At 56.7% G+C, this 25832-nt stretch carries 25 protein-coding genes; 12 read left to right on the forward strand and 13 right to left on the reverse strand.

Annotated elements, in window-relative coordinates; all coding sequences use genetic code 11:
* Window positions 1-64 precede the first annotated feature (64 nt).
* Both ACVDG4_RS19735 and ACVDG4_RS19740 read right to left on the reverse strand, forming a co-directional pair.
* A complete protein-coding gene (locus ACVDG4_RS19735; RefSeq protein WP_055673113.1) occupies window positions 65-622 on the reverse strand; it encodes an ActR/PrrA/RegA family redox response regulator transcription factor in 558 nt (185 codons plus the stop codon).
* Window positions 623-721: 99 nt separating this feature from the next.
* A complete protein-coding gene (locus tag ACVDG4_RS19740) occupies window positions 722-2047 on the reverse strand; it encodes an ActS/PrrB/RegB family redox-sensitive histidine kinase (protein WP_447236380.1) in 1326 nt (441 codons plus the stop codon).
* 186 nt (window positions 2048-2233) lie between these two features.
* Between ACVDG4_RS19740 and secB the strand changes: the two genes are divergently transcribed.
* Complete coding sequence (secB, locus tag ACVDG4_RS19745; protein ID WP_133952712.1) at window positions 2234-2737, forward strand: protein-export chaperone SecB; 504 nt, start codon at window positions 2234-2236, stop codon at window positions 2735-2737.
* Window positions 2738-2815: 78 nt separating this feature from the next.
* On the opposite strand, the gene ACVDG4_RS19750 is transcribed toward secB, so the two are convergent.
* A complete protein-coding gene (locus ACVDG4_RS19750; protein WP_447236381.1) occupies window positions 2816-5098 on the reverse strand; it encodes an NADP-dependent malic enzyme in 2283 nt (760 codons plus the stop codon).
* A gap of 239 nt (window positions 5099-5337) precedes the next feature.
* Between ACVDG4_RS19750 and mutS the strand changes: the two genes are divergently transcribed.
* Window positions 5338-8058 (forward strand): DNA mismatch repair protein MutS, encoded by a 2721-nt coding sequence (gene mutS / locus ACVDG4_RS19755; RefSeq protein WP_447236382.1) that lies wholly within the window; start codon window positions 5338-5340, stop codon window positions 8056-8058.
* Between the two features lie 159 nt (window positions 8059-8217).
* Here the strand turns inward: mutS and ACVDG4_RS19760 are convergent, their stop codons facing one another.
* A complete protein-coding gene (locus ACVDG4_RS19760; RefSeq protein ID WP_447236383.1) occupies window positions 8218-9492 on the reverse strand; it encodes a hypothetical protein in 1275 nt (424 codons plus the stop codon).
* 264 nt (window positions 9493-9756) lie between these two features.
* Between ACVDG4_RS19760 and ACVDG4_RS19765 the strand changes: the two genes are divergently transcribed.
* Window positions 9757-10944 (forward strand): MFS transporter, encoded by a 1188-nt coding sequence (locus ACVDG4_RS19765; protein ID WP_447236384.1) that lies wholly within the window; start codon window positions 9757-9759, stop codon window positions 10942-10944.
* Between the two features lie 8 nt (window positions 10945-10952).
* On the opposite strand, the gene ACVDG4_RS19770 is transcribed toward ACVDG4_RS19765, so the two are convergent.
* Window positions 10953-11474: a DUF2244 domain-containing protein gene (locus tag ACVDG4_RS19770; protein WP_209180637.1), complete on the reverse strand. Its 522-nt coding sequence runs from the start codon at window positions 11472-11474 to the stop codon at window positions 10953-10955.
* Between the two features lie 22 nt (window positions 11475-11496).
* Between ACVDG4_RS19770 and nth the strand changes: the two genes are divergently transcribed.
* Together nth and ACVDG4_RS19780 are read left to right on the forward strand one after the other, a co-directional pair.
* Entirely contained in the window at window positions 11497-12318 is an 822-nt protein-coding gene (gene nth / locus ACVDG4_RS19775) for an endonuclease III (RefSeq protein ID WP_409686356.1), read from the forward strand.
* On the forward strand, window positions 12312-12836 hold the full coding sequence (locus ACVDG4_RS19780) for a GNAT family N-acetyltransferase (protein ID WP_409686358.1): 525 nt from the start codon (window positions 12312-12314) through the stop codon (window positions 12834-12836). The genes nth and ACVDG4_RS19780 overlap by 7 nt, the downstream gene beginning before the upstream one ends.
* Window positions 12837-12848: 12 nt before the next feature.
* On the opposite strand, the gene irrA is transcribed toward ACVDG4_RS19780, so the two are convergent.
* A complete protein-coding gene (gene irrA / locus ACVDG4_RS19785; protein WP_286183853.1) occupies window positions 12849-13280 on the reverse strand; it encodes an iron response transcriptional regulator IrrA in 432 nt (143 codons plus the stop codon).
* Between the two features lie 344 nt (window positions 13281-13624).
* On the opposite strand from irrA, the gene fabA reads away from it, so the two are divergent.
* From fabA to fabI, 3 genes are all read left to right on the forward strand, one after another.
* A complete protein-coding gene (fabA, locus tag ACVDG4_RS19790) occupies window positions 13625-14131 on the forward strand; it encodes a 3-hydroxyacyl-[acyl-carrier-protein] dehydratase FabA (RefSeq protein ID WP_133952721.1) in 507 nt (168 codons plus the stop codon).
* A gap of 126 nt (window positions 14132-14257) precedes the next feature.
* Window positions 14258-15481, forward strand: coding sequence for a beta-ketoacyl-ACP synthase I (gene fabB, locus ACVDG4_RS19795; protein WP_447236385.1), 1224 nt, complete (start codon window positions 14258-14260; stop codon window positions 15479-15481).
* Between the two features lie 10 nt (window positions 15482-15491).
* Window positions 15492-16304, forward strand: coding sequence for an enoyl-ACP reductase FabI (fabI, locus tag ACVDG4_RS19800; RefSeq protein WP_209180628.1), 813 nt, complete (start codon window positions 15492-15494; stop codon window positions 16302-16304).
* A 69-nt stretch (window positions 16305-16373) separates the two neighbouring features.
* On the opposite strand, the gene ACVDG4_RS19805 is transcribed toward fabI, so the two are convergent.
* Entirely contained in the window at window positions 16374-16862 is a 489-nt protein-coding gene (locus ACVDG4_RS19805; protein WP_133952853.1) for an SH3 domain-containing protein, read from the reverse strand.
* Between the two features lie 294 nt (window positions 16863-17156).
* Here ACVDG4_RS19805 and ACVDG4_RS19810 point away from each other — a divergent pair, with 294 nt between their 5' ends.
* Entirely contained in the window at window positions 17157-18143 is a 987-nt protein-coding gene (locus ACVDG4_RS19810) for a 2-hydroxyacid dehydrogenase (RefSeq protein WP_209180624.1), read from the forward strand.
* 68 nt (window positions 18144-18211) lie between these two features.
* On the opposite strand, the gene ACVDG4_RS19815 is transcribed toward ACVDG4_RS19810, so the two are convergent.
* The 6 genes from ACVDG4_RS19815 to ACVDG4_RS19840 all read right to left on the reverse strand — a co-directional run bounded on the left by ACVDG4_RS19815 (window position 18212) and on the right by ACVDG4_RS19840 (window position 22286).
* Window positions 18212-18532, reverse strand: coding sequence for an Imm1 family immunity protein (locus ACVDG4_RS19815; protein ID WP_447236386.1), 321 nt, complete (start codon window positions 18530-18532; stop codon window positions 18212-18214).
* A 28-nt stretch (window positions 18533-18560) separates the two neighbouring features.
* A complete protein-coding gene (gene dnaQ, locus ACVDG4_RS19820) occupies window positions 18561-19280 on the reverse strand; it encodes a DNA polymerase III subunit epsilon (protein WP_447236387.1) in 720 nt (239 codons plus the stop codon).
* Between the two features lie 106 nt (window positions 19281-19386).
* Window positions 19387-19974, reverse strand: a complete 588-nt coding sequence (gene coaE, locus ACVDG4_RS19825; RefSeq protein ID WP_447236388.1) for a dephospho-CoA kinase — start codon at window positions 19972-19974, stop codon at window positions 19387-19389.
* Window positions 19971-20819, reverse strand: coding sequence for a shikimate dehydrogenase (locus ACVDG4_RS19830; protein WP_447236389.1), 849 nt, complete (start codon window positions 20817-20819; stop codon window positions 19971-19973). The genes coaE and ACVDG4_RS19830 overlap by 4 nt, the downstream gene beginning before the upstream one ends.
* Complete coding sequence (locus tag ACVDG4_RS19835) at window positions 20816-21409, reverse strand: Maf-like protein (RefSeq protein WP_447236390.1); 594 nt, start codon at window positions 21407-21409, stop codon at window positions 20816-20818. The genes ACVDG4_RS19830 and ACVDG4_RS19835 overlap by 4 nt, the downstream gene beginning before the upstream one ends.
* A 28-nt stretch (window positions 21410-21437) precedes the next feature.
* On the reverse strand, window positions 21438-22286 hold the full coding sequence (locus ACVDG4_RS19840) for a pyruvate, water dikinase regulatory protein (protein WP_306149163.1): 849 nt from the start codon (window positions 22284-22286) through the stop codon (window positions 21438-21440).
* A gap of 425 nt (window positions 22287-22711) precedes the next feature.
* Here ACVDG4_RS19840 and hemE point away from each other — a divergent pair, with 425 nt between their 5' ends.
* The 3 genes from hemE to rho all read left to right on the forward strand — a co-directional run bounded on the left by hemE (window position 22712) and on the right by rho (window position 25733).
* Window positions 22712-23740 (forward strand): uroporphyrinogen decarboxylase, encoded by a 1029-nt coding sequence (hemE, locus tag ACVDG4_RS19845; protein ID WP_447236391.1) that lies wholly within the window; start codon window positions 22712-22714, stop codon window positions 23738-23740.
* A gap of 3 nt (window positions 23741-23743) precedes the next feature.
* The gene (hemJ, locus tag ACVDG4_RS19850; protein ID WP_008195943.1) at window positions 23744-24172 is read left to right on the forward strand and encodes a protoporphyrinogen oxidase HemJ; all 429 of its coding nucleotides are present in this window, start codon (window positions 23744-23746) and stop codon (window positions 24170-24172) included.
* A gap of 295 nt (window positions 24173-24467) precedes the next feature.
* A complete protein-coding gene (rho, locus tag ACVDG4_RS19855) occupies window positions 24468-25733 on the forward strand; it encodes a transcription termination factor Rho (protein WP_133952729.1) in 1266 nt (421 codons plus the stop codon).
* Window positions 25734-25832 lie beyond the last annotated feature (99 nt).

Below are 25832 nucleotides of genomic sequence, written 5' to 3' on the forward strand. Positions count from 1 at the left end.
GGCAAAGTGGCACCGAAAGGGCAAGCCTCCCGTGTTTCTCACAAACCTATCGATTGGCCAGACCCTAGCGTGGCGCGCGCTTTGCCAAAATACGCTGCAACGTGCGCCGATGCATATTGAGCCGCCGGGCTGTTTCAGAAACGTTGCGATCACACAGTTCATAGACGCGCTGGATATGCTCCCAACGCACCCGGTCTGCTGACATCGGATTTTCCGGCGGCTCGGCCTTGTCCTCCGGTTTCCGTGCCAAGGCTGCGATGATGTCGTCGGGATCCGCTGGCTTTGCCAGGTAATCGATTGCGCCCATCTTTACCGCGGTCACCGCCGTCGCGATGTTGCCATATCCGGTTAGAATTATGGCGCGGGCATCCGGACGCCTGGCGCGGATTTGCTGGATAACATCCAGACCGTTTCCGTCTTCCAGACGCATGTCGACAATTGCGAAAGCCGGAGCATTTTGGCTGATTTTGATGACGGCATCCTGCAATCCGTCAGCCGTCTCCGTGCTGAAGCCGCGTTTTTCCATGGCCCGGGCCAGTCTTTGCTGGAAGGGCTTGTCGTCATCAACGATGAGGAGGCTCTTGTCCTCAAGGCTTTCAATCGAAACAATCGGATCTGTCATACCGCACAACCGTTTATTGCTTTACGCGGTTACCGCCTGTCTGGATGAAACTTGGGCAATTATTGCCAAGGCGGAACTGCATTTTCTCTGGTTATGGGGCTAATCTGTCGTTTCGTCCACTCCTTGATGCCGTTCAAAGACCTCTCGCGGCCAACTGACGCGGATCATGGCACCTCTGGACCCTGGTCCGAGATTGCCGAGCTGAACCCGGGCCCCCGTGCGCTCCAGAAGTGTTTTGGCAATAAATATACCGAGCCCCAGGCCACCCGCCGTGCCCTTTCCCCGCGATTTTCCGCCGCGAATTGACACATAAGGATCACCGATTTTGCTGAGGATCTCTTGTGCAAAGCCCGGTCCATCGTCTTCGATGGTCAGGCTCAGTGTCTTGTCGTCCCATGCGGCCGAAACGGTGACGCTGGATTTGGCAAAGTCGATCGCATTCTCAACCAGGTTTCCAAGGCCATAGCGGATCGCAGCGTTTCGCGTACCGATGGGTTCCGGTCCTTCTCCCTCCAGAACCGGGTGGATCGGCACGCCGGTTCCACGATACGGATCGATCACGTCTTCAATCAGCTGCGACACCGGCATGCTCTGATAAGTCGTGTCCTCTTCGCTTGAAAGGCTCGTCAACTGCTTGAGGATCGTACGGCAGCGTTCTGCCTGCGATCGGATCAAAGCCACATCTTCGCCTCGGGGGTCACCGGCATCAAATTCATCGGAGAGTTCCTTGGCGACGAGATAAATCGTTGCCAAAGGCGTGCCGAGCTCGTGCGCCGCAGCCGTTGCCAACCCGTCCAGTGCGTTCAAATGCTGCTCGCGGGCCAAGACGAGTTCCGTCGCCGCCAAGGCATCAGCCATCTGACGGGCTTCCTCGGCAACGCGAAAGGCATAGATCGCCATAAACACAAGGGTCAAAACCAGCGCGACCCAGATGCCGACGGAATAGACCACCGGCAGACGGAACTCATTGCCAACCGGCCAGGGCAATGGGAAATGGTAGACTGCAAGAATGCTCGCACACAGCGTTGCCAACGCGCCCAATAGGACCGTGTGACGCGCCGACAAGCCCGCCGCTGACACCATAACCGGTGCCATCAGCAAGAACGCAAAGGGGTTGCCCAGCCCGCCGGTCAGGAAAAGCAAACCACTCATCTGCAGGATGTCATAACCGAGCTGGATCACACCGCCGCGTTCTGACAAGCGCGTTACCGCAGGAGCTCTGATTTTCAGGAAGATATTGAGCCAGGCTGACATGGCAACGAGCGCAAAGGCAGGTACTGCCGGCAAGGGATACCCAAGTCCCACATGGACTGCGAGCAACGCTATGGTTTGACCGCCGATCGCCAGCCAGCGAAGGCGAACCAGCGTATCGAGTTTCAGATGCCTGTGTTGCAGGAGGACGGTGGAAGTTGGATCATCAGCCATCTGTCCCTTTTGATACGGATTTCCGGGCCTGACAAGCCGCCATTCCCCACCCGGGCCTTGTGTCTGGCCCCTCTAAATGGTAGCCAGCCGGGGAATGGTGGTTGTAGGCAGACGCGGACCTGCAGCCAGTTGGGGCGGCAACGCCCTTTACCTTGAAACAGCACCGCGCAACGGAATTATACAACGATGACCGACACCAATGACGGCGGCGCAGCCCCGCAGGCGGAAGGCGCCGATGCTGCACCGGGCATGAACATCCTTGGCCAGTACATCAAGGATCTTTCTTTCGAAAACCCGAATGCACCGCGCTCCCTGATCCAGGGTGAGCAGCCGAAGCTCGACATCAATGTCAATGTTGGCGCCCAACAGGTCGGCGACGACCAGTTTGAGGTGATCCTCACCCTGAACGCCAAGGCAGAACGCCCGGACATGGTCATGTTCAACGTTGAACTGGTCTATGCGGGCCTGTTCAAGATCTCTGGCGTTCCTGCAGATCACATGCACCCGTTCGTGATGATTGAATGCCCGCGCATGCTATTCCCGTTCGCGCGCAACATTCTGTCTGAAGCAACCCGCAACGGTGGTTTCCCGCCGCTGATGCTCGACCCGATCGATTTTGCGCAGCTTTACCGCCAGAACATGGCGAACCAGGCAGCAGATCAGCAGGCCGGCGAGCAAAAGCCGAACTAAGCTTTTTAGACATAAAAGACCAAAACCCGCACCGGCCTCACCGATGCGGGTTTTTTGTTGCTCGGGTAATGACCCGTTCTACGTCACATTGAATGCGGCGATGGCGGCCATGTTAACGATGTCACTGTCCTTGGCGCCAAGCGGAACAATCTGGATCGACTTGTCAAACCCGACCAGAAGCGGGCCGATCACCGTTGCGCCCCCAAGCTCCTGCAGCATCTTCGTCGAGATGGACGCAGAGTGGAAGGCCGGCATCACGAGAACATTCGCCGGTCCGGATAAACGGCAGAACGGGTAGGCCGCCATGCGGTCCATATCGAGCGCAACGTCGGCGGCCATTTCGCCGTCATACTCAAAGTCGACCCGGCGCCGGTCGAGGATCTTGACCGCCTCGATGACCTTTTCGGACCGTTCGCCGCGCGGGTGGCCGAACGTGGAATAGGCAAGCATGGCAACGCGCGGCTCGTAGCCGAGTTTGCGGGCGACGTGCGCTGCTTCTTCGGCAATATCCGCCAGTTCTTCGGAATTCGGCATGTCGATCACCGCCGTATCGGCCACCAGAACGGTCCGCCCTCGGGCAAGCGCCAAAGACACCCCGATGACGCGGTGACCCGGCTTTGGATCAATGGTTGCCCGGACCGTATCGAGGGCTACGGAATAGTTGCGCGTCAGGCCGGTCACCATGGCGTCGGCGTCGCCCCGCGCCACCATGATCGCGCCCCAATAGTTCCGGTCGTTGTTGACCATGCGCTGGCAGTCGCGCAGCAAGTATCCGCGCCGCTGCATTCGGCCATAAAGGTATTGCGCATAATCAGCATTCCGGTCAGAGAGACGCGCATTTTGAATGCTGATGCCCGGACGGTTGATATCAATCCCGGCGCGCTCAGCCATCGACTGGATTTCGTCTTCCCGGCCAATGAGGATAGCTTCTCCAAGTCCCTGACTGACGAAACTTGTGGCCGCGCGGATGGTCGGCTCCTCCTCACCTTCGGCAAACACGACCCGTTTCGGTTGCTGGCGCACCTTGGAGAAAATCCGTTGCAGCGTACCGGCAACCGGATCACGGCGCGCCGAAAGCTGATGCTTGTAGGCTTCCATGTCGACGATCGGCCGCCGGGCAACACCTGAATCCATTGCCGCTTGGGCGACAGCTGGCGGAATTGCGTGAATAAGGCGCGGATCGAACGGAACTGGAATGATGTATTCCGGCCCGAACTTCGGCCGGTTGCCGCGATAGGCGGCTGCGACTTCATCCGGCACTTCCTCGCGCGCAAGCTCGGCAAGCGCATTAGCGCAGGCGACCTTCATGTCGTCGTTGATTGTGATCGCCTGAACATCCAGCGCGCCCCGGAAGATGTACGGAAAGCCAAGGACGTTGTTCACCTGGTTTGGATAATCGGACCGGCCCGTCGCAACAATCGCATCATCGCGAACTTCTGCCGCTTCCTCCGGTGTGATTTCCGGATCCGGATTTGCCATAGCAAAAATGATCGGGTTCGGCGCCATCACGCGTAGCATGTCTGGCGTCAGCGCGCCTTTCACCGACACGCCGAAGAAAACATCCGCGCCTTTGAGGGCGTCATACAGCGAACGGGCCTTGGTATCGACTGCATGAGCCGACTTCCATTGGTTCATGCCCTCTTCACGGCCCTTGTAGATCACACCCTTTGTATCGCAGAGCGTCACGTTTTCGTTCGGGATACCCATCGCCTTAATCAACTCAATACAGGCGATGCCGGCCGCACCCGCACCGTTACAGACCACTTTCGTGTCCATCATGTCCCGGCCGGTGAGGTGAAGCGCGTTGATCAGGCCGGCGGCGGCGATGATCGCCGTGCCGTGCTGGTCGTCATGGAAGACGGGAATGTCCATCAATTCGCGCAGGCGTTGCTCGATGATGAAGCAGTCTGGAGCCTTGATGTCTTCCAGATTGATACCGCCGAAAGAGGGGCCCATGTAGCGCACGGAGTTGATGAACTCATCGACATCCTGCGTGTCCAGCTCCAGATCGATCGAGTCAACATCGGCGAACCGTTTGAACAGAACCGATTTGCCCTCCATCACCGGCTTGGACGCCAGCGCGCCAAGATTTCCAAGGCCCAGAATGGCGGAGCCGTTGGAGATCACCGCAACCAGATTACCCTTGGTGGTGTAGTCGTATGCCTTGCTCGGATCCTCCGCGATCGCCCGCACCGGAACGGCCACGCCCGGCGAATAGGCGAGCGACAGATCGCGTTGGGTCGCCATCGGCTTGGTCGGGGTGATTTCGAGTTTGCCGGGACGGCCTTGCTGGTGAAACTGCAGGGCTTCCTGATCTGTGAAACTGACGGATGTTTTGGAGGAAGTCTTGTCGGCGGACATTTTGCAGGCGTTTCCTTAAATTATCGGCGCGCTTCTGAAAGGCGGGGTATGACCTTATCGCCGGACTATTGATGCCTCAACCCAGAGGATCTAATCCCTTATGCGGATCAAGGCTGACGGCCGTGTGAACGGTACGCCCAAGCGCCTATTCACAACAAACATCTCTTGCCGGCGGCCAATGACGCGGTTCCGCGCTTGCAGAGCTTTCCCTTCAAAGCGCGTTGTTTTAGGTATCGGGAATGACCCAGACGACCGCGCAAAAACCGGCTCCGGCGGACACCAAAGTCACGCCGATGATGGCCCAGTTCATCGAGATCAAAACTGCCAACCCGGATAGTCTTTTATTCTATCGGATGGGCGATTTTTATGAGCTTTTTTTTGAAGATGCTGAAATCGCATCGCGGGCATTGGGCATCACGCTGACCAAACGCGGCAAGCATCAGGGCGAAGATATCCCGATGTGCGGCGTTCCGGTCCATGCCGCCGATGATTATTTGCAAAAGCTGATCGCGCTGGGCCATCGCGTCTCCGTTTGCGAACAGACCGAGGATCCGGCGGAAGCCAAAAAACGCGGCTCGAAATCCGTTGTCCGGCGCGATGTGGTGCGTCTGGTCACGCCCGGCACATTGACGGAAGAGCGGCTTCTGGATGCCGGGGCCAACAATTACCTGATGGCACTCACCCGTTTAAAGGGCGGCTCGCTCGCGGGCGATGCGGTCTACGGTCTTGCCTGGATCGACATGTCGACCGGGTCTTTCCAAGTTTCCGAAACAGATCACCAGCGCCTGGCCGCCGATCTTGCACAAGTGGCTCCGCGGGAATTGATCCTTGCGGACAATCTTCTGCAGGAACAAGACGTCCGCCAACTTGCAGAGCTCTCGGGCGGCGCCCTATCACCCGTGCCGCGAGCCTTTTTCGACGGATCGACGGCCGCCGACCGACTGGCGCATTATTTTGGCGTCAAAACCCTCGACGGCTTCGGCACGTTCAGCCGGGCCGAACTTTCAGCTGCGGCTGGAATTCTCTCCTACATCGAAAAAACACAGCTCGGCGAACGGCCGCCGCTCGATCCACCGGTGCGCGAGGCCGGTGCGGGACGGATGCTCATCGACCCGGCAACCCGCGCCAACCTCGAACTCTCCCGCACACTTTCTGGTGAAAAGCAGGGCTCGCTGCTGTCCACCATCGACCGGACCGTCACTGGCGGTGGGTCCCGTCTGCTAGCTAGCCGCTTGGCCGGACCGCTGATCAATGTCGATGCCATTCAGCGGCGCCATGATGCGGTGGCGTTCTTTCTCAACAATGAAATCATGCGCGAGGGCCTGCGCCAAACCTTGAAAGGCGCGCCGGATATGGCCCGCGCCCTGTCCCGGATTGCTCTCAATCGCGGAGGCCCGCGCGATATCCTGTCAATCGCCCAAGGGTTGGCCGCAGCCCGCGCCGTTCTGGATCAAACCGGCACAACGCCGTCTGAGATCCCTGCAGAAATCGCAGCGGCCCGCTCCAGCCTTGATCAGGCCCCGCACGAGCTGGGAGCCGAACTGGTCGCCGCCATCAAGGAAGAACCGCCGCTTTTGAAACGCGACGGCAACTTCGTCGCGACCGGCTACAACGCTGACCTCGATGAGTTGCGGGCGCTGCGCGATGAAAGCCGCAAGGTGATCGCCAAACTGCAGGCCGACTATGCGGAAGAACTTGGCCTGCGCTCTTTAAAGATCAAACACAACAACGTGCTCGGCTGGTTCATCGAAGCGCCGACCGCACAAACCGAGAAACTGACTGCCGATCCCGGCCGCTTCATCCACCGGCAGACCATGGCGGGCGCCATGCGCTTCACCACAACGGAGCTGGCCGATCTGGAATCCAAGATCGCCAGCGCCGGGGAGCGGTCCCTTGCGATCGAGCTGGAGATCTTCGACCGCCTGTCCCAGGCGATCATTGATGCCGGCGATGCCATCAAGGCCGCCGCGCAGGGCCTCAGCATTCTGGATGTCTCCGCTGCCCTGGCCAAACTCGCCCAGGATGAAAACTATGCCCGACCTCTTGTCGATGACAGCCGGGCCTTTGACATAAAAGCCGCCCGACATCCCGTCGTTGAACTGGCGCTCAAAAAAGCCGGCGGGGAAAGTTTCGTTGCCAATGACGCCAATCTCGGCCCGGAAGCGGATGAAGATATCGGGCATATCTGGCTCATCACCGGTCCGAACATGGCCGGTAAATCAACCTTCCTGCGGCAGAACGCGCTGATCGCCGTCCTTGCCCAGATGGGGTCCTTTGTTCCGGCGGGCTCGGCACATATCGGGATAGTCGACCGGCTGTTTTCCCGTGTCGGCGCGGCCGATGATTTGGCGCGCGGGCGCTCGACCTTCATGGTTGAGATGGTCGAAACCGCCGCGATCCTCAATCAGGCGGGCGACCGCTCGCTGGTGATCCTGGATGAGATTGGCCGCGGCACGGCGACCTTCGACGGACTTTCCATCGCATGGGCGACAATCGAACACCTGCATGAGGTCAACAAGTCCCGGGCGCTGTTCGCAACGCATTACCACGAATTGACCGCGCTTTCGGCCAAGCTGGACCGGCTCTCAAACGCCACAGTGTCGGTGAAGGAATGGAACGGCGAGGTGATCTTCCTGCACGAGATCGTGCCGGGCGCCGCTGACCGGTCTTACGGCATTCAGGTCGCCAAGCTGGCCGGTCTTCCGGCAACGGTGGTGGAGCGCTCCAAGCAGGTCCTGTCGCAGCTGGAAGAACAGGACCGCAATGCACCCTCACAGAACCTGATCGACGAGCTGCCGCTCTTTGCAACCCTCGCCCCACCGCCCAGCGCCCCGGTTTCGTCGCAAGAGGCTGATCCAATCCACGAAGCACTCGGCGATTTTGATCCCGACGACATGACGCCTCGGGAGGCTTTGGAGGCCCTCTACAAACTGAAGGGATTGCAGGTCAAAGAGGGGTAGGATCGTTCAAACACCAAACAGCCATAAATGCAGCAATTGGGAATGCGAGTGGATCCCCGCTCGGGGGCGGGGATGACCACTGAAAAAACAGTCACGGACTTTGGCTGATCCGGTGGGCATGGCGAAAATTTCGAAGATCGGTCAAATGCAACAAGCGTCCTAGCCCGCCTGAACCGCCGACAAAATCTCGGCCAGAGCCTCTTCGTGGATCGGGACGCCGTCTTCGCCCAGCGCCTCAAGTAAAGTCCAGTCACCATTGCCAGAAACGGCAAGGCAGAGGGTGGCCGCCGGGTGGCCGTCCCAGTGATAGAAATAAAGATCCCCCGCCAGAACGTCCGGGACATAGGGCGCGATGCCGTTGCGCATGCGGCGGTTTTCCTCCTCGATCGCGGAACATGTCTGTAGTGGAGACAACAGGGAGGTTGCCGGAATGGGCGACGGCGGAACCTCCCGGCTTCGGCCCGCCAGCATTGTCCAGTGCGCCAGCCACCATTGCAGTTTCTGGGGCGAGGCAATCAGTTTTAACGCCTTCAAGGCACCGGCACACTCAGCCTCGGTCAGGTTTCTTAAACCCGACTGGACGATATGCAGAATGCGGGCGAAGGAGAGACCCTGGTCCAGAAGCGCGCGGATCTGCAGCGTGTCCGGCCAATCGGTTTGTTTCAGGATCCTGTCCGTCATCTCGTCCTTCATCCGAACAAGATCTTTCAATTCCAGGGTGTCGCTTTTCTGGTTGAGCGCCGCCTTAAGGGCACGGTGTTCCAGAAAGCCGGAGCCAGGCGGGACCTGTTCCAGAAGCGCAAGAAGAGACGGGTCCGGCGTTTGGCCAAGATAGCGGGTGAGTACGACTTCACGCGTTGTCTCATTGAGGGCTGTTGCGAGTTGCTGGCGTTGTTGCGGGCGCGTACGGCCTGCGGCGCAAAAGAGCTCGAGCGTCAGGGATAACGTTCCGAGCCGTCCAAGCCCGGTTTGCTGATGGACCTTGCGCCAAAGGCCCGGCGCTCGGCGGAAGAGATCCAAGAGCAGCCATTGCTGCGCGCCGAACGGTGCGGCGAACCGGGTCAGGGTCAGCGGCAGGGTCGCTATGTAATCCTGAAACGCCTTATCCACGCCCGGTCCGGCCGCAATTCCGGTTCCAAGGGTCTTGGGATGATGGGAGAGGACGCTTTTGAGCTCTGCTTTGCGACCATAATCCGGAGCATCGAGAACCGGCCAGTCGGGCAGAAAGTCTTCCGGTTCCCGGTTCTGACGCTGGACCTTGCAGCCAAACGGCTGGTCCCAATAGGTGTAGATGACCGCATTTTCGCCCGACCGTTCCGCCAGACCTTCGCTAATCCAGTCGTAACTTGCATAGGTGGGCGGAAGCGCCCGGTCAGGTTTTTCATCCAACGCGAGCTGTTGCTGCTGGCCCGCCAAGTTGTCCATCATGGCCATGTTGCTCTCTCAAGCGCATCTGCACAGATGAAAACCTTGCGGAACCCTTCAAAAAACGGCAACGGACCGGCCGATCTCGTTTTCCGATATGCACAGGGCACCTGACGACTGGGCAAAATTTGCCGACTGCTTATGGGAACTCTTTGTTGGGCACCTCCAAGTCAGCATTGAACCAAAATTGTATTTTGCCTGATGACACCCCAGACGTGCCGGGGTACGGTTTCAGCATCTTTTCAGATGCCTGACTCTCCCAAAGGCGATTTCGTGTCCAGTTCCAGATTTTTGCCGCGGCAAGCAATGCTGATCATTGCGCTGCAGCTCACTAACAGCATGTGTGTGTCGTCGCTCGTCCCGATGATGGGGTATTTCATCGTCGATGGGCTGGGCGCTAACCCATGGCAAATCGGGCTATACACCGGTCTTGTGGCCCCGCTGACGTTGCTGACCAACAGATGGGCCGGGGAACGGCTGGATCATGGAGTGTTGGTCCGTCCGCAGCTTTTGATTGCCGTGATCGCCTTCCTTGCCGTTGTTGGCCTCCTCACACAAACTACAGAACTCTGGCTTTTGCTGGCACTCGTCGCCCCCTTGATGAGCCTTTCCAACATGGGCTCGGGGATCGTCTTCACCTATGGCCGCCTCTATGCAGATCGGGCCGGTCTTGATATCGGCCGGATGAATTCTTGGCTGCGCATGTCGGTTTCACTTGCCTGGATGATAGGCCCGGCAGCCGCGTTTTCGATCGCAGCACAATTCGGCTTTCAGGCTGCGTTTATCAGCGCCTTCGGGCTCGGTCTTTTGTATCTCGTATTGTGGCATGTCGTGATGCCGAAAGGCTTTCGCGCGCCGACCAAAGACACGTCATCTGCCGACAAGGACCCCATCAACTGGGGGCTCATAACGGCCGGACTGATCTGCCTCACCTTCGTCATCACCAATTCCCTATTTGTCTCAGTGATGCCGCTTTACTTCATCGATCAAGTCGGCCTGCCGGGGTTCACACCCGGTCTGTCACTGTCGGTGAAATGCCTTCTGGAGGTCATCATCATCCTGGCATCCGTCCGTTTGGCAGAACGATTTGGTGTGCGCACAATCCTGCTCTTTTCAGCGGGTCTTGCAGTCATCGACATGTTGTTGTTCGCGCAGGTGAGTGAAGTCTGGCAGGTCGCGGCGGTCGCTGTGTTGGAAGGCATTCATTACGGCCTCTTCGCCGGAGTGGCGATTACATTCGTGCAGAGCTTTGCCCCTGACCGGCCTGGGCGGGCGACAGCTGTTTACATGAACAGCCTGTTCCTGGGCGGCATGATCGGCAGCGTTTCAATGGGCTTTATTGCGTCGGCTGTCGACTACCGCGCGGTGCTGTATGTCGCCTCGGCAGTGTCTTTGGCAGGAATGGCCGTTCTGCTCGCCACCGCCCGATTGAGGCCCTCTCCGGAGACAAGGCCGGTTTGAAGGATCCTCTAAACGCCGCCTGCTTTTGCTGTGGCAAGAGCATTGGTCATGGCACCGGCAAAACTCGTGCGGTCCTCCGGATTCAGGAAATTGCCGAGGTCCACGGTCTCACCGCGGCTTGTGAGCGAGATCTTGGTCACACCCTCATCTTCTATTTTATCGACGGATAACCGCACCCACATCGGATTAAACCGGTATTCAAGGTTCCGTTTGCCGGGGCCAACCTTGCGGACAAGGATTTCATGGCGTGACAGACGAATTTCTTCAAACTGCCGCGCCGAGGCGTAATTCAGCCGGAACGCCAGCCAGATCAGCGCCATGTCGAGGCCAAAAAACCCAAACACCGGCCAGGCCCCAATGCTCCAAAACACAGCACCGGCAACAAAACTGATAAGGCCCAAACAGAGCATGAGGATAAGGAACCCGTTCGGACCAAGCGACCGGTAGGGCGTCAGAACAGCTGTAAAAAACGGCCGGTCTTCGCTTTCCGTATTGTCAAAACGGCTCTGATCTGAATTGTTCCCGCTCATGGGAGAGGATTATAGAGAGAAGATGACGCAAGCAAAGAGCCCAGCCACCGCCAAACCGGCAAAACGATCTGTCAAATCGGCGCAGGTCCGAAAGAAGGCTCCGTCGGTCGATAATCCGGGCAAAGTCCTGAAGCGGTCCCGCTATACAAAAGCGGAGACCTACGAGATTTTTCAACGGTTCCACGCAGACAATCCGGAGCCTGAAGGGGAACTCGATTATATCAATGCCTATACGTTGCTGGTCGCGGTTCTTTTGTCGGCCCAGGCCACGGATGTCGGCGTCAACCGGGCGACGAAACATCTGTTTCAACTCGCGGATACGCCGGAAAAGATGGTTGCGCTGGGCGAAGACAAGGTTCGCGAAGAAATCCGCACCATCGGCCTTTTCAAGACCAAGGCCAAAAACGTCATTCTGATGTCCGAGCAGCTGATCCGTGATCACGGCGGCGCAGTGCCGGAAGATCGGGAAGCGCTGGAAAAACTCCCGGGCGTCGGCCGGAAAACGGCCAATGTTGTGCTCAATATCTTTTTCGGCCATCCGACCATAGCGGTCGACACGCATTTGTTCCGGCTCGGGAACCGTATCGGCATAGCCCCAGGCAAGACTCCGCTTGATGTTGAAAAGTCGATGGAAAAGGCGGTGCCGAAGGAATTCTCGCTCCACGCCCACCACTGGCTGATCCTTCACGGACGGTATATCTGCAAGGCGCGCAAGCCAGAGTGCAAGCGCTGCGTTATCTATGATCTTTGCAAAAGCCCGGAAAAAGAAAAGTTCGATGCCGTGCCAGATATCGCGGTCCGGGCCAAAGCCATCATCGAGCGCGAAAAGGCCAGTTCATGCTGAAACCAGATGGCATGCCGCAAAGCCGACGACTTCGTTTCCGATTGCCGGAACTTTCTGACGCCGCGTTTTATCAATCGCTGATGAGCGATCCGGACTACATTCGTTTTATTGCTGACCGCGGCATCACGGACTTGGACGCCGCGCGCGCTTACATCGATGAAAAAGTGCTGCCGGGTTTTGACGAAAACGAGGGTGTCGGGCTTTGGATTGTCACAGAAAAAGACAGCGATGACCCTGTCGGTCTCAGCGGCCTTGTTGTACGGGACGGGTTGGAGATGCCGGATCTCGGCTATGCATTCCACAAAGACCATCGAGGCAAGGGCTATGCGCTTGAAGCCGCTGAGGCCGTTGTCGAGTTTGCCCGCTCTGAGCTCGGGTTATCGCAGCTCTGCGCAATCACGCATCCGGAAAACGCCCGGTCTTCCGCTCTTTTGATGAAAATCGGATTTCAGCCGAACGGCCAAAAGTCGCTTCCCAAAATCGAAGGGATTGCTGACTACTTCGTCGCTGAGCTTTGAAAGCCGGATAGCTTAGGACTTTTTCCGCAAGCGCACGACCACATCGACGTGAACGACTTCCATCCCTTCCGGAATGTCAGGAAGTTCTCCAATGCCAACGCCTTCACCTGGAATGTCGATCACCTTGTTCTCGCCTTCGATGAAGAAGTGATGGTGATCGGAGACTTTGGTGTCGAAGTAGGTCTTGTTGCCCTCAATTGCGACTTCCCGCAGAAGGCCAGCTTCGGTGAACTGATGCAGCGTGTTGTAAACCGTTGCCAGAGACACCGGGACGTCAGCAGCAACAGCTTCTTCGTGCAGGAGTTCAGCAGACAGGTGCCGGTCGCCCTTGGAGTACAGAAGCTCGGCCAGGGAGACACGTTGGCGGGTCGGCCGAAGGCCAGCGTCCCGCAGCATATCGGTCACGTCTTTCCCGGCTGTTTCAGTCACCATCTCTATTGCCATTCAGATCCGGTCCAAGTCTTTCTTGCCATTTCACAGCGCATCAAATCCGCGCCATCAAGCTGTTCCAAGTGGGCCAAAAACCCAAGCACTGGCCTATATCTGCCATTTCTTGCACCTTATATGCAAGTTTTTAACGCAGAGCTACTTTCTCCGCCTCCTATAAAATTCGTGCAGCGCAGCATTCAATAAGTTCGAAAAACCGCAGAAAAAGGGGCAAACTTCACGCGTACGACATCTTTCGGTCATGGTTCCCCTGTGTTAGGAAGGCGCCACAATCGAAACGAAAACAAACCCATAACAAGGCTCTCTCCTAAAAGAGTCTTGGCCAAAAAGACGGAAAGTGAATGACCGAGCGCCGCTCCAGCTACGACTACGAAGCTCTTCTCGCCTGCGGCCGCGGCGAGCTGTTTGGCCCCGGCAATGCACAATTGCCTCTACCCCCGATGTTGATGTTCGACCGGATTACGGAGATTTCCGAGACCGGCGGCGAATATGACAAGGGCTACGTCCGGGCGGAATTCGATATCAAGCCGGATTTGTGGTTCTTTCCGTGCCACTTCCAAGGCAATCCGATCATGCCGGGCTGCTTGGGCCTCGATGCCCTGTGGCAGCTGACTGGTTTTCATCTGGGTTGGCAGGGATTGCCGGGCAAAGGCATGGCGCTCTCCACAGGTGAAATTAAGTTCAAGGGCATGGTCACACCGGAAACGAAGCTGGTGGAATATGGCGTTGATTTCAAACGCGTCATGAAAGGCCGCTTGGTTCTGGGCATTGCAGATGGCTGGCTGAAAGCTGACGGCGAGCAAATCTACAAGGCAAAAGATCTGCGTGTGGGCCTTTCCACCGCCTAAACTCCGGTTCTGCAGAGCCAGAAAAGTTCAAGCCGGCGCTCCTTAAAAGGGACGCGCCGGTTCATCCATTCTAAGGGCCGGACCGAAGAGTCGAAACAAAGCCCATCGAAACGTTAGGAGACCGCAATGAGACGCGTTGTCGTCACCGGGATCGGAATCGTGTCATCCATCGGTTCCAATGCACAAGAAGTTCTGGCAAGCCTCCGGGAAGGAAAATCCGGAATCAGCTTCGCCCCCGACTATGCAGAGCATGGCTTTCGCAGCCAGGTCCACGGCATGCCGAACGTCGACATTCCCGAGCTCATCGACAAGCGACAGCTGCGATTCATGGGCGATGGAGCGGCTTACAATTACATCTCCATGCAGCAGGCAATTGCTGACAGCGGATTGGAAGAAAACGACATTTCCAACGAGCGCACCGGCCTGATCATGGGTTCCGGCGGTCCGTCCACGAAAAACCTGTTCCAGGCGCATAAGATCGTCATCGAAAAGGGTTCTCCGAAGCGCATGGGCCCGTTCATGGTGACCCGCGGGATGAGCTCAACCAACTCGGCCTGTCTTGCGACCCCGTTCAAGATCAAGGGCATCAACTATTCCATCACCTCGGCCTGTTCGACGTCCGCGCACTGCATCGGTGCTGCAACGGAGCAGATCCAGTTCGGCAAGCAGGACGTGATGTTTGCAGGCGGCGGCGAGGAACTCGACTGGACCCTGTCCTGCCTGTTCGACGCTATGGGTGCCATGTCCTCCAAGTACAACGACACACCGGAAACGGCCTCGCGCGCCTATGATGCGACCCGCGACGGCTTTGTCATTGCTGGCGGCGGCGGTGTCGTCGTTCTGGAAGAACTGGAACATGCGAAGGCCCGCGGCGCGAAAATCTACGCAGAAGTAACCGGTTACGCAGCCAACTCCGACGGTTACGACATGGTGGCCCCATCCGGTGAAGGCGGTGAGCGCTGCATGCGGATCGCAACGAGCACGCTCGGCGACCGCAAGGTTGACTACATCAACTCACACGGCACCTCGACACCGGTCGGTGATGTCGGTGAGATCGAGGCAATTCGCCGCGTCTTCGGTGAAAACCAACCGCCGGTTTCCTCCACCAAGTCCCTGACCGGACACAGCCTCGGCGCGACCGGTGTTCAGGAAGCGATCTACTGCCTGCTCATGATGCAGAACGATTTCATCACGGCATCCGCAAACGTCATCGAACTCGACCCGGCCCTGAAGCCGGAAGAAATCGTAACGACCCGCGTGGACAATGCCGGTCTCGATACGGTCCTGTCCAACAGCTTCGGCTTCGGCGGCACCAACGCATCGCTCGCGATGTCGCGTTATCACGGCTGAGGAGCGGTATATGTCTGATTTGATGAAGGGCAAACGCGGGCTGATCATGGGCGTTGCCAACGATCACTCCATTGCCTGGGGTATTGCCAAGACGTTGGCGGAACATGGCGCAGAGCTCGCATTCACCTATCAAGGTGAAGCTTTTGGCCGGCGCACAAAACCGCTTGCAGAAAGCGTCGGCTCCACCTTGATGCTTCCGTGCGATGTGGAAGACATCGACAGCGTGGACGCCGTCTTTGCCAAGCTGAAGGAAGAGTGGGGCTCCATCGACTTCCTGGTCCACGCGATCGGCTTTTCCGACAAGAACGAACTGAAGGGCAAATATGCTGACACCACCCGGGACAATTTCTCCCGGACCATGGTGATCTCCTGCTTCTCCTTCACTGAGATCACGAAACGCGCAGCAGACCTGATGCCGAATGGCGGGTCCATCGTCACCTTGACCTATGGCGGCGCGACGAAGGTGATGCCGAACTACAACGTCATGGGCGTAGCCAAGGCAGCTCTGGAGTCTTCGGTTCGCTACCTTGCTGCCGACTACGGACCTCAGAACATCCGCGTCAATGCCATTTCTGCCGGTCCTGTCCGGACCCTGGCAGGATCTGGTGTGTCCGATGCCCGGCTGATGTTCAATTTCCAGAAGCGCAATTCTCCGCTGCAGCGGACTGTGTCTCTCGACGAAATCGGCGGCACAGGTCTCTACCTTCTTTCGGATCTTTCCGGGGGCGTGACCGGTGAAGTCCACTTCGTCGACAGCGGCTACAACATCATGTCGATGCCGCGTCTGGACGAGCTGAAAGTTCAGGAAAGCCGCGCCGACTGATTCGCACGCGCTCAAAAAAACAAAAGGCGGCCAATGGGCCGCCTTTTTTATTGCCAAATTAGCAGCAATTCAGTCCTCGATCAGTTCATCCGGATAAACACCGAACAAGCGGGTTTGATCGAGCCAGCCGTTGAACTCTTCACCGCTCACACGGCACCAGCCGCCGGCACATTCACCGACAGCCGCCAGAACAAACGGTTCCAGTTCGGCAACGATGTCTGCATCAGACTGTGAGCGGGCACGCAGTGGTGTGCGGTTGTCCTTCTCCCAGGGTGTTACGAGAGCTGTCCGCCGTCCGGACAGCAAAGAATGGAACACCCAACCCTGCTTGCCTTCCCAGTCGCGGATGCGCCGCCAGTTTTCAAATTCCTGAATGATTTCCACCGGCAGGCCGGACTGAACGAAAGTCCACGCGATGTCATGTTCGCGGGATGGGCCGAGGCGGACATTCACCCGGTCAGACTTCAAACTAACAAAGCGGGGAACGGGCAATCCGGTTGCGCCTGTGGTTGTGCCTTGAGCAAAGGCAGGCGGTGCCACTGACGTGCCACCGGTCATCACCCCAAAAGTAAGCAGGAAAAACGCAATCGCGATCGAACGGGCCATATTGTCGGTAAGTCCAATTGTTATCGAACGGTTGTTTAAGGCACACCACTACAGAAAAGTGGACGCGAAAACCAGTAGGCCGGAATCAGCTTATCTGTTTGGCTGAGGAATGCACCCAATCCCTTGTTTCTGACGGATCATCTGGTAAGGAAAAGGGAGTGGTGTCATCCGCTTGCGCTCCGCGTAGCGTCAAGGTGAATCCGTTGGGGTTAAGGATTCCTCAACGAAGCCCGAAAGGCAGTTAGTATGGCGAAAAAGAAGCCTGTCGTCGTTGTGACCCGGAAACTTCCGGATGTGGTCGAAACCCGGATGCGCGAATTGTTTGAAACGCGCCTCAATGAAAGTGACAGGCCCTTTAGCCAGGCAGAACTTGTGGAAGCCGTGCGGACCGCCGATGTTTTGGTGCCGACGGTCACCGACCGGATCGACTCCTCCGTCCTGTCCCAGGCCGGCGAAAACCTCAAACTGATCGCCAACTTCGGTAATGGTGTCGACAACATCGACGTCGTCACCGCCAACAACCGCGGCATCAATGTCACCAACACACCGGGTGTTCTGACTGAAGACACAGCCGACATGACGATGGCTCTGATGCTCGCCGTGCCGCGCCGCCTGTCGGCCGGGATCCACGCGTTGGAAAGCGGTGATTGGGCCGGTTGGTCGCCAACCTGGATGCTGGGCCACCGGATCTGGGGCAAACGCCTTGGAATCATCGGCATGGGCCGGATCGGTCAGGCTGTTGCCCGCCGCGCCAAGGCCTTCGGCATGTCCATCCATTACCATAACCGCCGCCGTGTGCCGGCAGCTGTTGAGGAAGAGCTTGAGGCGACCTACTGGGAGAGCCTCGATCAGATGCTGGCGCGGATGGATGTCGTTTCGGTTCACTGCCCGCATACGCCCGGAACATTCCACTTGCTCTCTGCCCGTCGCCTCAAGCTTTTGAAAAAAGACGCCTATGTGGTGAACACCGCGCGCGGCGAGGTGATCGACGAAAACGCCCTGATCCGGATGCTGGAAGCAGGAGAGCTGGCGGGTGCAGGCCTCGATGTGTTCGAACACGAACCCGCGGTCAATCCGAAGCTTATCAAGCTCGATAACGTAGTCCTCTTGCCGCACATGGGCTCGGCCACGATCGAAGGCCGGATTGAAATGGGCGAGAAGGTTATTATCAATATCAAGACGTTCATGGATGGGCACCGCCCGCCGGACCGCGTCCTGCCGTCAATGCTCTGATGTCTTTGTAAATGTTACAATCAACCCCGGCCCAGCGCCGGGGTTTTTGTTATGAAATCAAGCATACGTCAAATGCATGAGCCGTCCCCGGAATCATTGTACCAAGTGATATTCGGAGATGGTTTTTCATTTGCACGGAAATAGTCGAGTGCATCCAGTACTTGCTGACGCGAAACAGCCCAGGATGCCGGATACCAATCTTGTTGACCATTGGCCAACATGTATCCGATCTCAGCATCGGGATCTCCGGTGTAATCGGGGTTTCTGGAACAAAATCCGATATCACCGTTGTATCGGAGGTACATGAGCCAACCAACGGAACCATTAATCAGCGCGCAGATCGAGTTCCCGCCTGCGCCATACAACCAAACTTCTTGATGCTGCCCCACTTCGGCTCCCATTCACGACAGTAATGGCTCACCCACCATATTTCTTCCAGAGCGCGCCGTCGCCCATGCCGTCCACAAAGGCCTTGTGGGCGGTGAATTCGTCGTCTCTCAAAAGCGCAGACAAAGGCACCGGACGGGGACGAGCGTTGAAGGAGCCGAGCTCTCCAGGCTCTGATCCTGTGTCTCTAGACCCTCCAAGGCCATCTTCTTCATCCGGGTCCAGGATCAGCGCACGCTGTTTGCCGCCGATCATTTCCAGGTAGACTTCGGCTAGGATTTCCGCATCGAGCAACGCGCCATGTTTGACACGCTTGGAATTGTCGATGCCGTACCTTGAGCAAAGGGCGTCGAGCGAGTTCGGGCCAGTGGGGTGCTTGCGCCGGGCGATCTCGAGCGTATCGATCACCTGGGTATTCGGGATGGTGCGCCGGCCAACCTTTTCGAGCTCGAAATTGATGAAGCCCATGTCGAAGGCCGCGTTGTGAATCACAAGCGTTGCATCGCCGACAAATTCCAGAAATTCATCTGCGACCTGCTCAAAGAGAGGTTTGTCGGACAAAAACTCTGCCGACAGCCCGTGAACCCGAAAGGCTTCCTCCGGCATGTCGCGCTGCGGATTGATATAGACGTGATAGGAGTTACCGGTTGGAACGTGATTGATCAGTTCCACACCCCCGATTTCGACCAAACGGTCTCCGCCGCGCGGATTAAGACCTGTGGTTTCCGTATCGAATGAGATTTCCCGCATGGTTCCGCCTGTTTTCCGCCTGTCCCATCTGCGCAAGCGGCTGGCCCTGACGCAAGATCAGCGTCAGGTTTTCCCCGGTCTTCAGCAAGAAGAACAGCCAAAACCCTCAGCCTATTGCGGCCGAGGCTTTCAAGACAGCGGCGACCGACCGGCGTGCAGCGTCCATTCCCGACCCCGTGTCGATCAGAAAATGCGCGCGTTTGCGTTTTTCGGCATCCGGCATTTGTTTTGAAAGGATCGCCTCAAACCGGTCTTCGGTCATCCCCGGCCGATCTAGGACACGTTTTCTCTGGACATCTGCATCTGCCGTCACGACCACGACACCGTCGACCCGCTTGTCGCCACCGGTTTCAAACAACAGCGGAATGTCCAGCACCACCACCCGATGGCGAGCCACTCTAGCTTTTTCAAGAAACGCCAGTTCTTCTTCGCGCACCAAGGGGTGTACGATGGCTTCCAATCGCTTCATCGCTGCCGGTTTTCCAAGCACATGCGGGGACAGCAGGGTTCGATCGACGGTCCCGTCAACCACAGTTCCGGGAAAAGCTGCTTCTATGAGTGGTGCCGCGCGGCCCGAATAGAGCGCGTGCACCGTCGCGTCTGAATCGTGTACTGGCACACCGAGTTCAGCGAACATCTTGGCGGTGGTCGATTTTCCCATACCGATGGACCCGGTCAATCCAAGCTTGATCACGGTGTTACTCCGAGATCGGCCAAAACCAGATCGCGCAATTCCTTATCAACCTCGGGCCGAACACCAAACCAGCGCTCAAATCCCGGCACGGCCTGGTGAAGCAGCATGCCCAGGCCATCAACGGTTTTGTTACCGCGTTCCGCGGCCTGTTTGAGGAGGTCGGTTTCCAATGGCGCATAGACGATATCGGTGACAAGCGCGGAGACCGGCAGCGGATCAAGATCAATTTCCAGCGGTGCTTTACCCGTCATGCCAAGTGCCGTCGTGTTCACCAAGAGATCTGCTTCTCCAAGAAATGTCCCCAACTTGTCCCAAGCATGCGCTGTCGTTTGAGATCCAAATTGATCCTCAACAGCTTTGGCTTTTTCAAAGGTTCGATTGACAATATGCACCGCTGTGAATCCACGGGAGAGCAGAGCCCATATGATGGCCCGCGCCGCTCCGCCGGCGCCCAGAACGACAGCTGTTCCGCCAGATGCATCCCAACCGGGTGCCAATTGATCCAAATTTCCCAAAAAACCAAGCCCGTCGGTATTTGCGCCGCATAATGCCCCGGTCTCATCCAGCCAGAGCGTGTTGGCAGCACCCATGGCTTTGGCCGCATCGTCCAGATGAGCGCAGGCTGCAGCGGCAACCTCCTTGTGCGGTACGGTCACGTTCGCGCCGATCAATCTGGAGGCGGCAAAATCCTTGTAAAAGGCATTGGCTGTTTCCGGTGTGACCGGCACCCGGCCATACTCTCCGTCAAGGCCGTGTTTCTTGAGCCAATATCCATGCACGAGCGGAGATCGGGATTGATCAACCGGAAACCCTGTAATCGCGGCTTTTCTGGTGGCCCCACTCATGCCTCGATCACTCCGAGTTCCCGCAGCTGCGCCAATAGCGGCAGCATCGGCAAACCGAGGATCGTGAAATAGTCACCATCAATCTTTTCAAAGAGTTGCAGACCCAATCCTTCCAACTGATAGGCGCCAACACTCGACAAGACGTCGTCGCCCGCCTCAGCCAGATAGTGGCCGACAAATGCTGGCGACAAGGTTCGCATGGTCAAACGGGCCGTCGAGACATGCCGCCAAATCGCTTCACCGCCTTTTGAAATCACGACAGCCGACAGGAGTTCATGGGTTTTTCCGGAAAATGCCAGCAATTGTCGGCGGGCCGCTTCCATATCGTCCGGTTTGGTCCTGCGCTCACCTTCAAACGCAAGGATCTGATCTGCACCGATCACAAGATCGCCCGGACGGCGCGCACTGACGTCATTTGCTTTTGCTTCCGCCAGAACACTGGCCAAGTCTTCCGGTGGGAACCCGGCTTCCAGGAGCGGAACCTCCACGGCGCGTTCGTCCACATTTGCCGGATCGACATCGATGGTCAGACCCGCATTTCTCATCAGTTCAGCGCGGATCTTGCTGCCGCTTGCCAAAACCAGTGCCATGATATCCTCTTGAAATGAAAAGTCCGGATTACTCCGATACTCCGTTTTCACGTGCTGTCTTGTAGTCTTTGAACAAAGTCAGAATTTCCGCAGCCGTTTCTTCAATCGACCGGCGCGTCACGTCTATCAGCGGCCAGTTGTGTTCCGAACACAGACGCCGGGTCATATTGATCTCCCGGGAGATCTCTTTTCGATCAACATACTGATCGTTATAACCCTCTGAATTTAATGATAAAACTCTGTTCCGGCGGATCTGTTGGATCCGTTCTGCAGAGGCGATCAATCCCACCACCATCGGGTTCTTCAAGGATTTGACGCTTTCGGGGAGCGGAATGTCCGGAACCAGCGGCACATTCGCCGCCTTGATGCCGCGGTTCGCCAGATAAATGCATGTCGGTGTTTTTGAGGTTCTTGAAATCCCAAGCAGCACGATATCGGCGGACTCCAGATCGTCCCAAATCTGCCCGTCGTCATGCATCATGGTGTAGTTCAGCGCTTCCATCCGGCTGAAATACTCGGCATCCATTTCATGCTGACCACCGATACGGTGGGTCTGCGTGACATTCAAATAGGACTGAAAGACCGCGAAGACCGGGTCCAGAATGTTGACGAAGGGCGTTCCCAATTCACGGCATTTTTGTTCGAGCCTCTGAGCAATTTCCTCGTCCACCAAAGTGTAGAGGACAATTCCCGGCGCTTTTTCGATTTCACTGATCACCCGGTCGAGCTGCTTGTGTGATCGCACCAGCGGGTAAACATGCTCGATTTCCTGGACATTTTCGTACTGAACCGTCGCAGCACGCGCGACCGTCATCAGGGTTTCGCCAGTGGAGTCCGAGACCAGATGCAGATGAAAGTAGTGTCTCGGATTATTCACGGTGTCATCCCCAGGGGTGTTGATGATTTGGGAGTTGCTGTCATTGCTCTCTGCCTAGCACGGATTTATTCCCGCTCCGCCGATTTTATTAACAATGTCTAAACGCCGGGAAACTGAAACCGGAATGGTTGTGAGGTTTTGTGGATCAACATGAGGCCTGTGACATTTCGACAGGCTATCCACCAACGCCCAAATTCTTAACGAAAGGTAAACACTTTTCTAAATCGCTGTAATTGCCCGCGAAATTTTGTTATCGACTCCTGGGGAGGAGTTAACGCGTGTTTGCTGCCGGATTTTTCCCTAAACAGATATCGGAGTGACGGATTGTGGATGAAAAAGGATCCCGGTAATCCACGCTCTAATATAAAAAACAGATTCAAATATAGAATCTTATTAGATTTGAAATGTGGGAAAGGCGCGACCGTATGAAGTCCAAAGACAGAGCCGTAATGCGGGTTCTCTCCGGAGAAAAGATCTGGCCACCACCCATCTGGATGATGCGTCAAGCCGGCCGTTATCTCCCCGAATATCGGGAAGTCAGAGCCAAGGCGAAAAACTTTCTCGACTTCTGCTATTCCCCGGATCTCGCAACCGAGGTCACTCTCCAGCCGATCCGCCGCTATGGCTTTGATGCGAGTATTTTGTTCTCGGACATCTTCGTCGTGCCGGACGCCATCGGATATCCGGTGAGGTTTGAAGAAGGACGGGGACCAGTTCTGGAACCTCTGTCATCAGAACTGATTGACCGTCTCGAACAGGACAAGGCCGAGGATCATCTCAAACCGGTCATAGAAACGGTTTCGCGCCTCAGAGCGGATCTGCCTGAAGAAACGACGTTGCTCGGCTTCTGTGGCGCTCCCTGGACAGTTGCCTGCTATTCGGTTGCCGGTCACACGACACAGGATCAGGTGGCTGCCCGTGTTGGTGCTTACAAAGATCCGGACTTGATGCAGCGATTTATTGACGAGCTCATCACTGCGTCGATTGCCTATCTGATCCGCCAATTGGATGCGGGCGCTGATGCGCTTCAAATCTTTGATACCTGGGCTGGTGTTCTGGATGATGCCGGGTTTCAGCGGTGGAGTATTGAACCGACGCGCAAGATTGTCGATGGTGTGAAAGCAGCCCGGCCGGATGCCAAGATCATCGGTTTCCCGAAAGCCTCATCCGCTCGTATGGACGCCTATATCAAGGGAACGGGTGTGGATGCGGTTGGCTTCGACTGGACAGCGCCGGACCATTTGGCATTGGAGATCCAGAAACAGGTTCCAATCCAGGGCAATCTGGATCCGATGCGTCTTGTCGCTGGCGGCAAAGCATTGGAAGACGGTGTTCAGCACATCCTGAAAACGTTCGACAAAGGACCGTTCATCTTTAATCTCGGCCACGGTGTGACGCCGGACGCGGATCCGGACAATGTTGCGCTGATGGTTGAGATGGTGAAACAGGGATAATCGATGGACCTTTATCTCTGGGTGAAGTCCCTTCACGTTATTTCCATCATCGCGTGGATGGCCGGTTTGCTTTACCTGCCACGGCTGTTTGTTTACCACGTGGACGCAGAGGTTGGCTCCGTCCAATCGGAAACGTTCAAGGTGATGGAAAGGCGGCTGCTGAAAGCCATCATGACACCGGCCATGATTGCATCATGGGTGTTTGGTCTTTGGACAGCTTACGAATTGAATGCCTGGAGTGATGGCTGGTTTCACGCCAAGCTTCTTCTTGTGTTCATCATGTCCGGGTTTCACGGCCACCTGTCGAAATGCGTGAAGGCGTTTGCCGCGGATCAGAACACCCGGTCCACACGCTATTTCCGCATGATCAATGAGATACCGACGGTAATCATGATCATTGTTGTCATTTTGGTGATTGTGAAACCGTTCTGATTTCTGATTAAAACTGACGTAAAGAAAGGCGGCGTTCGAAGGGATGGCCGCCTTTTTTGGGTGCAACGCAACAATGCCCAAAGAACCGGCAGAATTCCCGTCTTGCGCTCGCCGACGAAACAACGTATCTTCCAGCCACTTCGATTTGGTGACGCTGCGTAGCTTGACATTCCGCGTTCACCGGCAATCTGGACACAGTTAGACGTCTTTCAGATTTTTCCGGCCCTCCCATCTTCCTGGGTCCGGAACGACCTTCCAAACCAATATCCATATCAACGTTAAGACCCCAAACTCGATGCGGGAAATGAAACTCAAAGACCTAAAAGAAAAAACACCGACCGAGCTTCTGCAAAAAGCGGAAGAGCTTGAAGTCGAAAACGCCAGCACCATGCGCAAGCAGGAGCTGATGTTCGCAATCCTGAAGAACCTTGCTGCTCAAGACGTAGAGATCATCGGCGAAGGTGTTGTTGAAGTCCTGCAGGATGGTTTTGGCTTCCTGCGGTCGCCAGACGCCAACTACCTGCCAGGTCCGGACGACATCTATGTGTCTCCGTCTCAGATCCGGCGGTTCTCACTGCGGACAGGGGACACTGTCGAAGGCCAGATCCGGAGCCCGAAAGAGGGTGAACGGTATTTTGCGCTTTTGAAAGTCAACACGATCAATTTTGAAGACCCGGACAAGGCCCGGCACAAGGTTCACTTTGACAACCTGACGCCGCTCTATCCGGACGAAAAGTTCAAGATGGAAATCGAAGATCCGACGATTAAGGATCTGTCCTCCAGGGTCATCGATCTGGTTGCCCCGCTTGGCAAAGGCCAGCGTGCCTTGATCACGGCGCCGCCGCGGACCGGTAAGACCGTCTTCCTTCAGAACATTGCAAAGTCCATCACCAACAATCATCCGGAATGCTACTTGATCGTTCTTTTGATCGATGAGCGCCCGGAAGAAGTGACGGACATGCAACGGACGGTCGACGGTGAAGTGGTCTCGTCCACATTCGACGAACCGGCCTCCCGCCACGTTCAGGTCGCCGAGATGGTGATCGAGAAGGCAAAGCGCCTCACTGAGCATGGCCGTGACGTTGTTATCCTGCTGGATTCCATCACCCGCCTTGGCCGCGCCTATAATACGGTCGTGCCGTCTTCCGGTAAGGTTCTTACCGGTGGTGTCGATGCGAATGCGCTTCAGCGTCCGAAACGCTTCTTTGGTGCGGCTCGTAACATTGAAGAGGGTGGGTCCCTCACTATCATCGCAACGGCGCTGATCGATACCGGCAGCCGGATGGATGAAGTTATCTTCGAAGAGTTCAAGGGCACGGGTAACTCCGAAATCATCCTGGATCGGAAAATCTCCGACAAGCGTGTTTATCCGGCGATCGACATTCAACGGTCCGGTACGCGTAAGGAGGAATTGCTGGTTCCGCCGGAGCGTCTCAAAAAGACATTCGTTCTGCGCCGGATCCTCAATCCGATGGGGACAGTGGATGCGGTCGAATTCCTGCTCGACAAGCTCAAGCAAACAAAGTCGAACGACGACTTCTTCGACAGCATGAACACCTGATCGTTTCATCTCACGATCGTTGTTATCGGTGTAGGCGTGATCCAAATCGGGTCACGCCTTTACCTTTTGTTAAGACATGTTTCACGTGAATCCAGGTTT

The organism is Roseibium sp. MB-4, from assembly GCF_053005265.1.

Bases quoted from the DNA above. Each gene is read 5' to 3' on its own strand.
- hemE (WP_447236391.1), top strand. From the start codon at position 22,712: ATGAAGTCCAAAGACAGAGCCGTAATGCGGGTTCTCTCCGGAGAAAAG.
- nth (WP_409686356.1), top strand. From the start codon at position 11,497: ATGACGCAAGCAAAGAGCCCAGCCACCGCCAAACCGGCAAAACGATCT.
- ACVDG4_RS19805 (WP_133952853.1), bottom strand. From the start codon at position 16,862: ATGACCGGTGGCACGTCAGTGGCACCGCCTGCCTTTGCTCAAGGCACA.
- ACVDG4_RS19760 (WP_447236383.1), bottom strand. From the start codon at position 9,492: ATGGCCATGATGGACAACTTGGCGGGCCAGCAGCAACAGCTCGCGTTG.
- hemJ (WP_008195943.1), top strand. From the start codon at position 23,744: ATGGACCTTTATCTCTGGGTGAAGTCCCTTCACGTTATTTCCATCATC.
- ACVDG4_RS19835 (WP_447236390.1), bottom strand. From the start codon at position 21,409: ATGGCACTGGTTTTGGCAAGCGGCAGCAAGATCCGCGCTGAACTGATG.
- ACVDG4_RS19770 (WP_209180637.1), bottom strand. From the start codon at position 11,474: ATGAGCGGGAACAATTCAGATCAGAGCCGTTTTGACAATACGGAAAGC.
- ACVDG4_RS19735 (WP_055673113.1), bottom strand. From the start codon at position 622: ATGACAGATCCGATTGTTTCGATTGAAAGCCTTGAGGACAAGAGCCTC.
- secB (WP_133952712.1), top strand. From the start codon at position 2,234: ATGACCGACACCAATGACGGCGGCGCAGCCCCGCAGGCGGAAGGCGCC.
- mutS (WP_447236382.1), top strand. From the start codon at position 5,338: ATGACCCAGACGACCGCGCAAAAACCGGCTCCGGCGGACACCAAAGTC.
- fabA (WP_133952721.1), top strand. From the start codon at position 13,625: ATGACCGAGCGCCGCTCCAGCTACGACTACGAAGCTCTTCTCGCCTGC.
- ACVDG4_RS19750 (WP_447236381.1), bottom strand. From the start codon at position 5,098: ATGTCCGCCGACAAGACTTCCTCCAAAACATCCGTCAGTTTCACAGAT.
- dnaQ (WP_447236387.1), bottom strand. From the start codon at position 19,280: ATGCGGGAAATCTCATTCGATACGGAAACCACAGGTCTTAATCCGCGC.
- ACVDG4_RS19810 (WP_209180624.1), top strand. From the start codon at position 17,157: ATGGCGAAAAAGAAGCCTGTCGTCGTTGTGACCCGGAAACTTCCGGAT.
- irrA (WP_286183853.1), bottom strand. From the start codon at position 13,280: ATGGCAATAGAGATGGTGACTGAAACAGCCGGGAAAGACGTGACCGAT.
- rho (WP_133952729.1), top strand. From the start codon at position 24,468: ATGCGGGAAATGAAACTCAAAGACCTAAAAGAAAAAACACCGACCGAG.
- fabB (WP_447236385.1), top strand. From the start codon at position 14,258: ATGAGACGCGTTGTCGTCACCGGGATCGGAATCGTGTCATCCATCGGT.
- ACVDG4_RS19740 (WP_447236380.1), bottom strand. From the start codon at position 2,047: ATGGCTGATGATCCAACTTCCACCGTCCTCCTGCAACACAGGCATCTG.
- fabI (WP_209180628.1), top strand. From the start codon at position 15,492: ATGTCTGATTTGATGAAGGGCAAACGCGGGCTGATCATGGGCGTTGCC.
- ACVDG4_RS19830 (WP_447236389.1), bottom strand. From the start codon at position 20,819: ATGAGTGGGGCCACCAGAAAAGCCGCGATTACAGGGTTTCCGGTTGAT.
- ACVDG4_RS19780 (WP_409686358.1), top strand. From the start codon at position 12,312: ATGCTGAAACCAGATGGCATGCCGCAAAGCCGACGACTTCGTTTCCGA.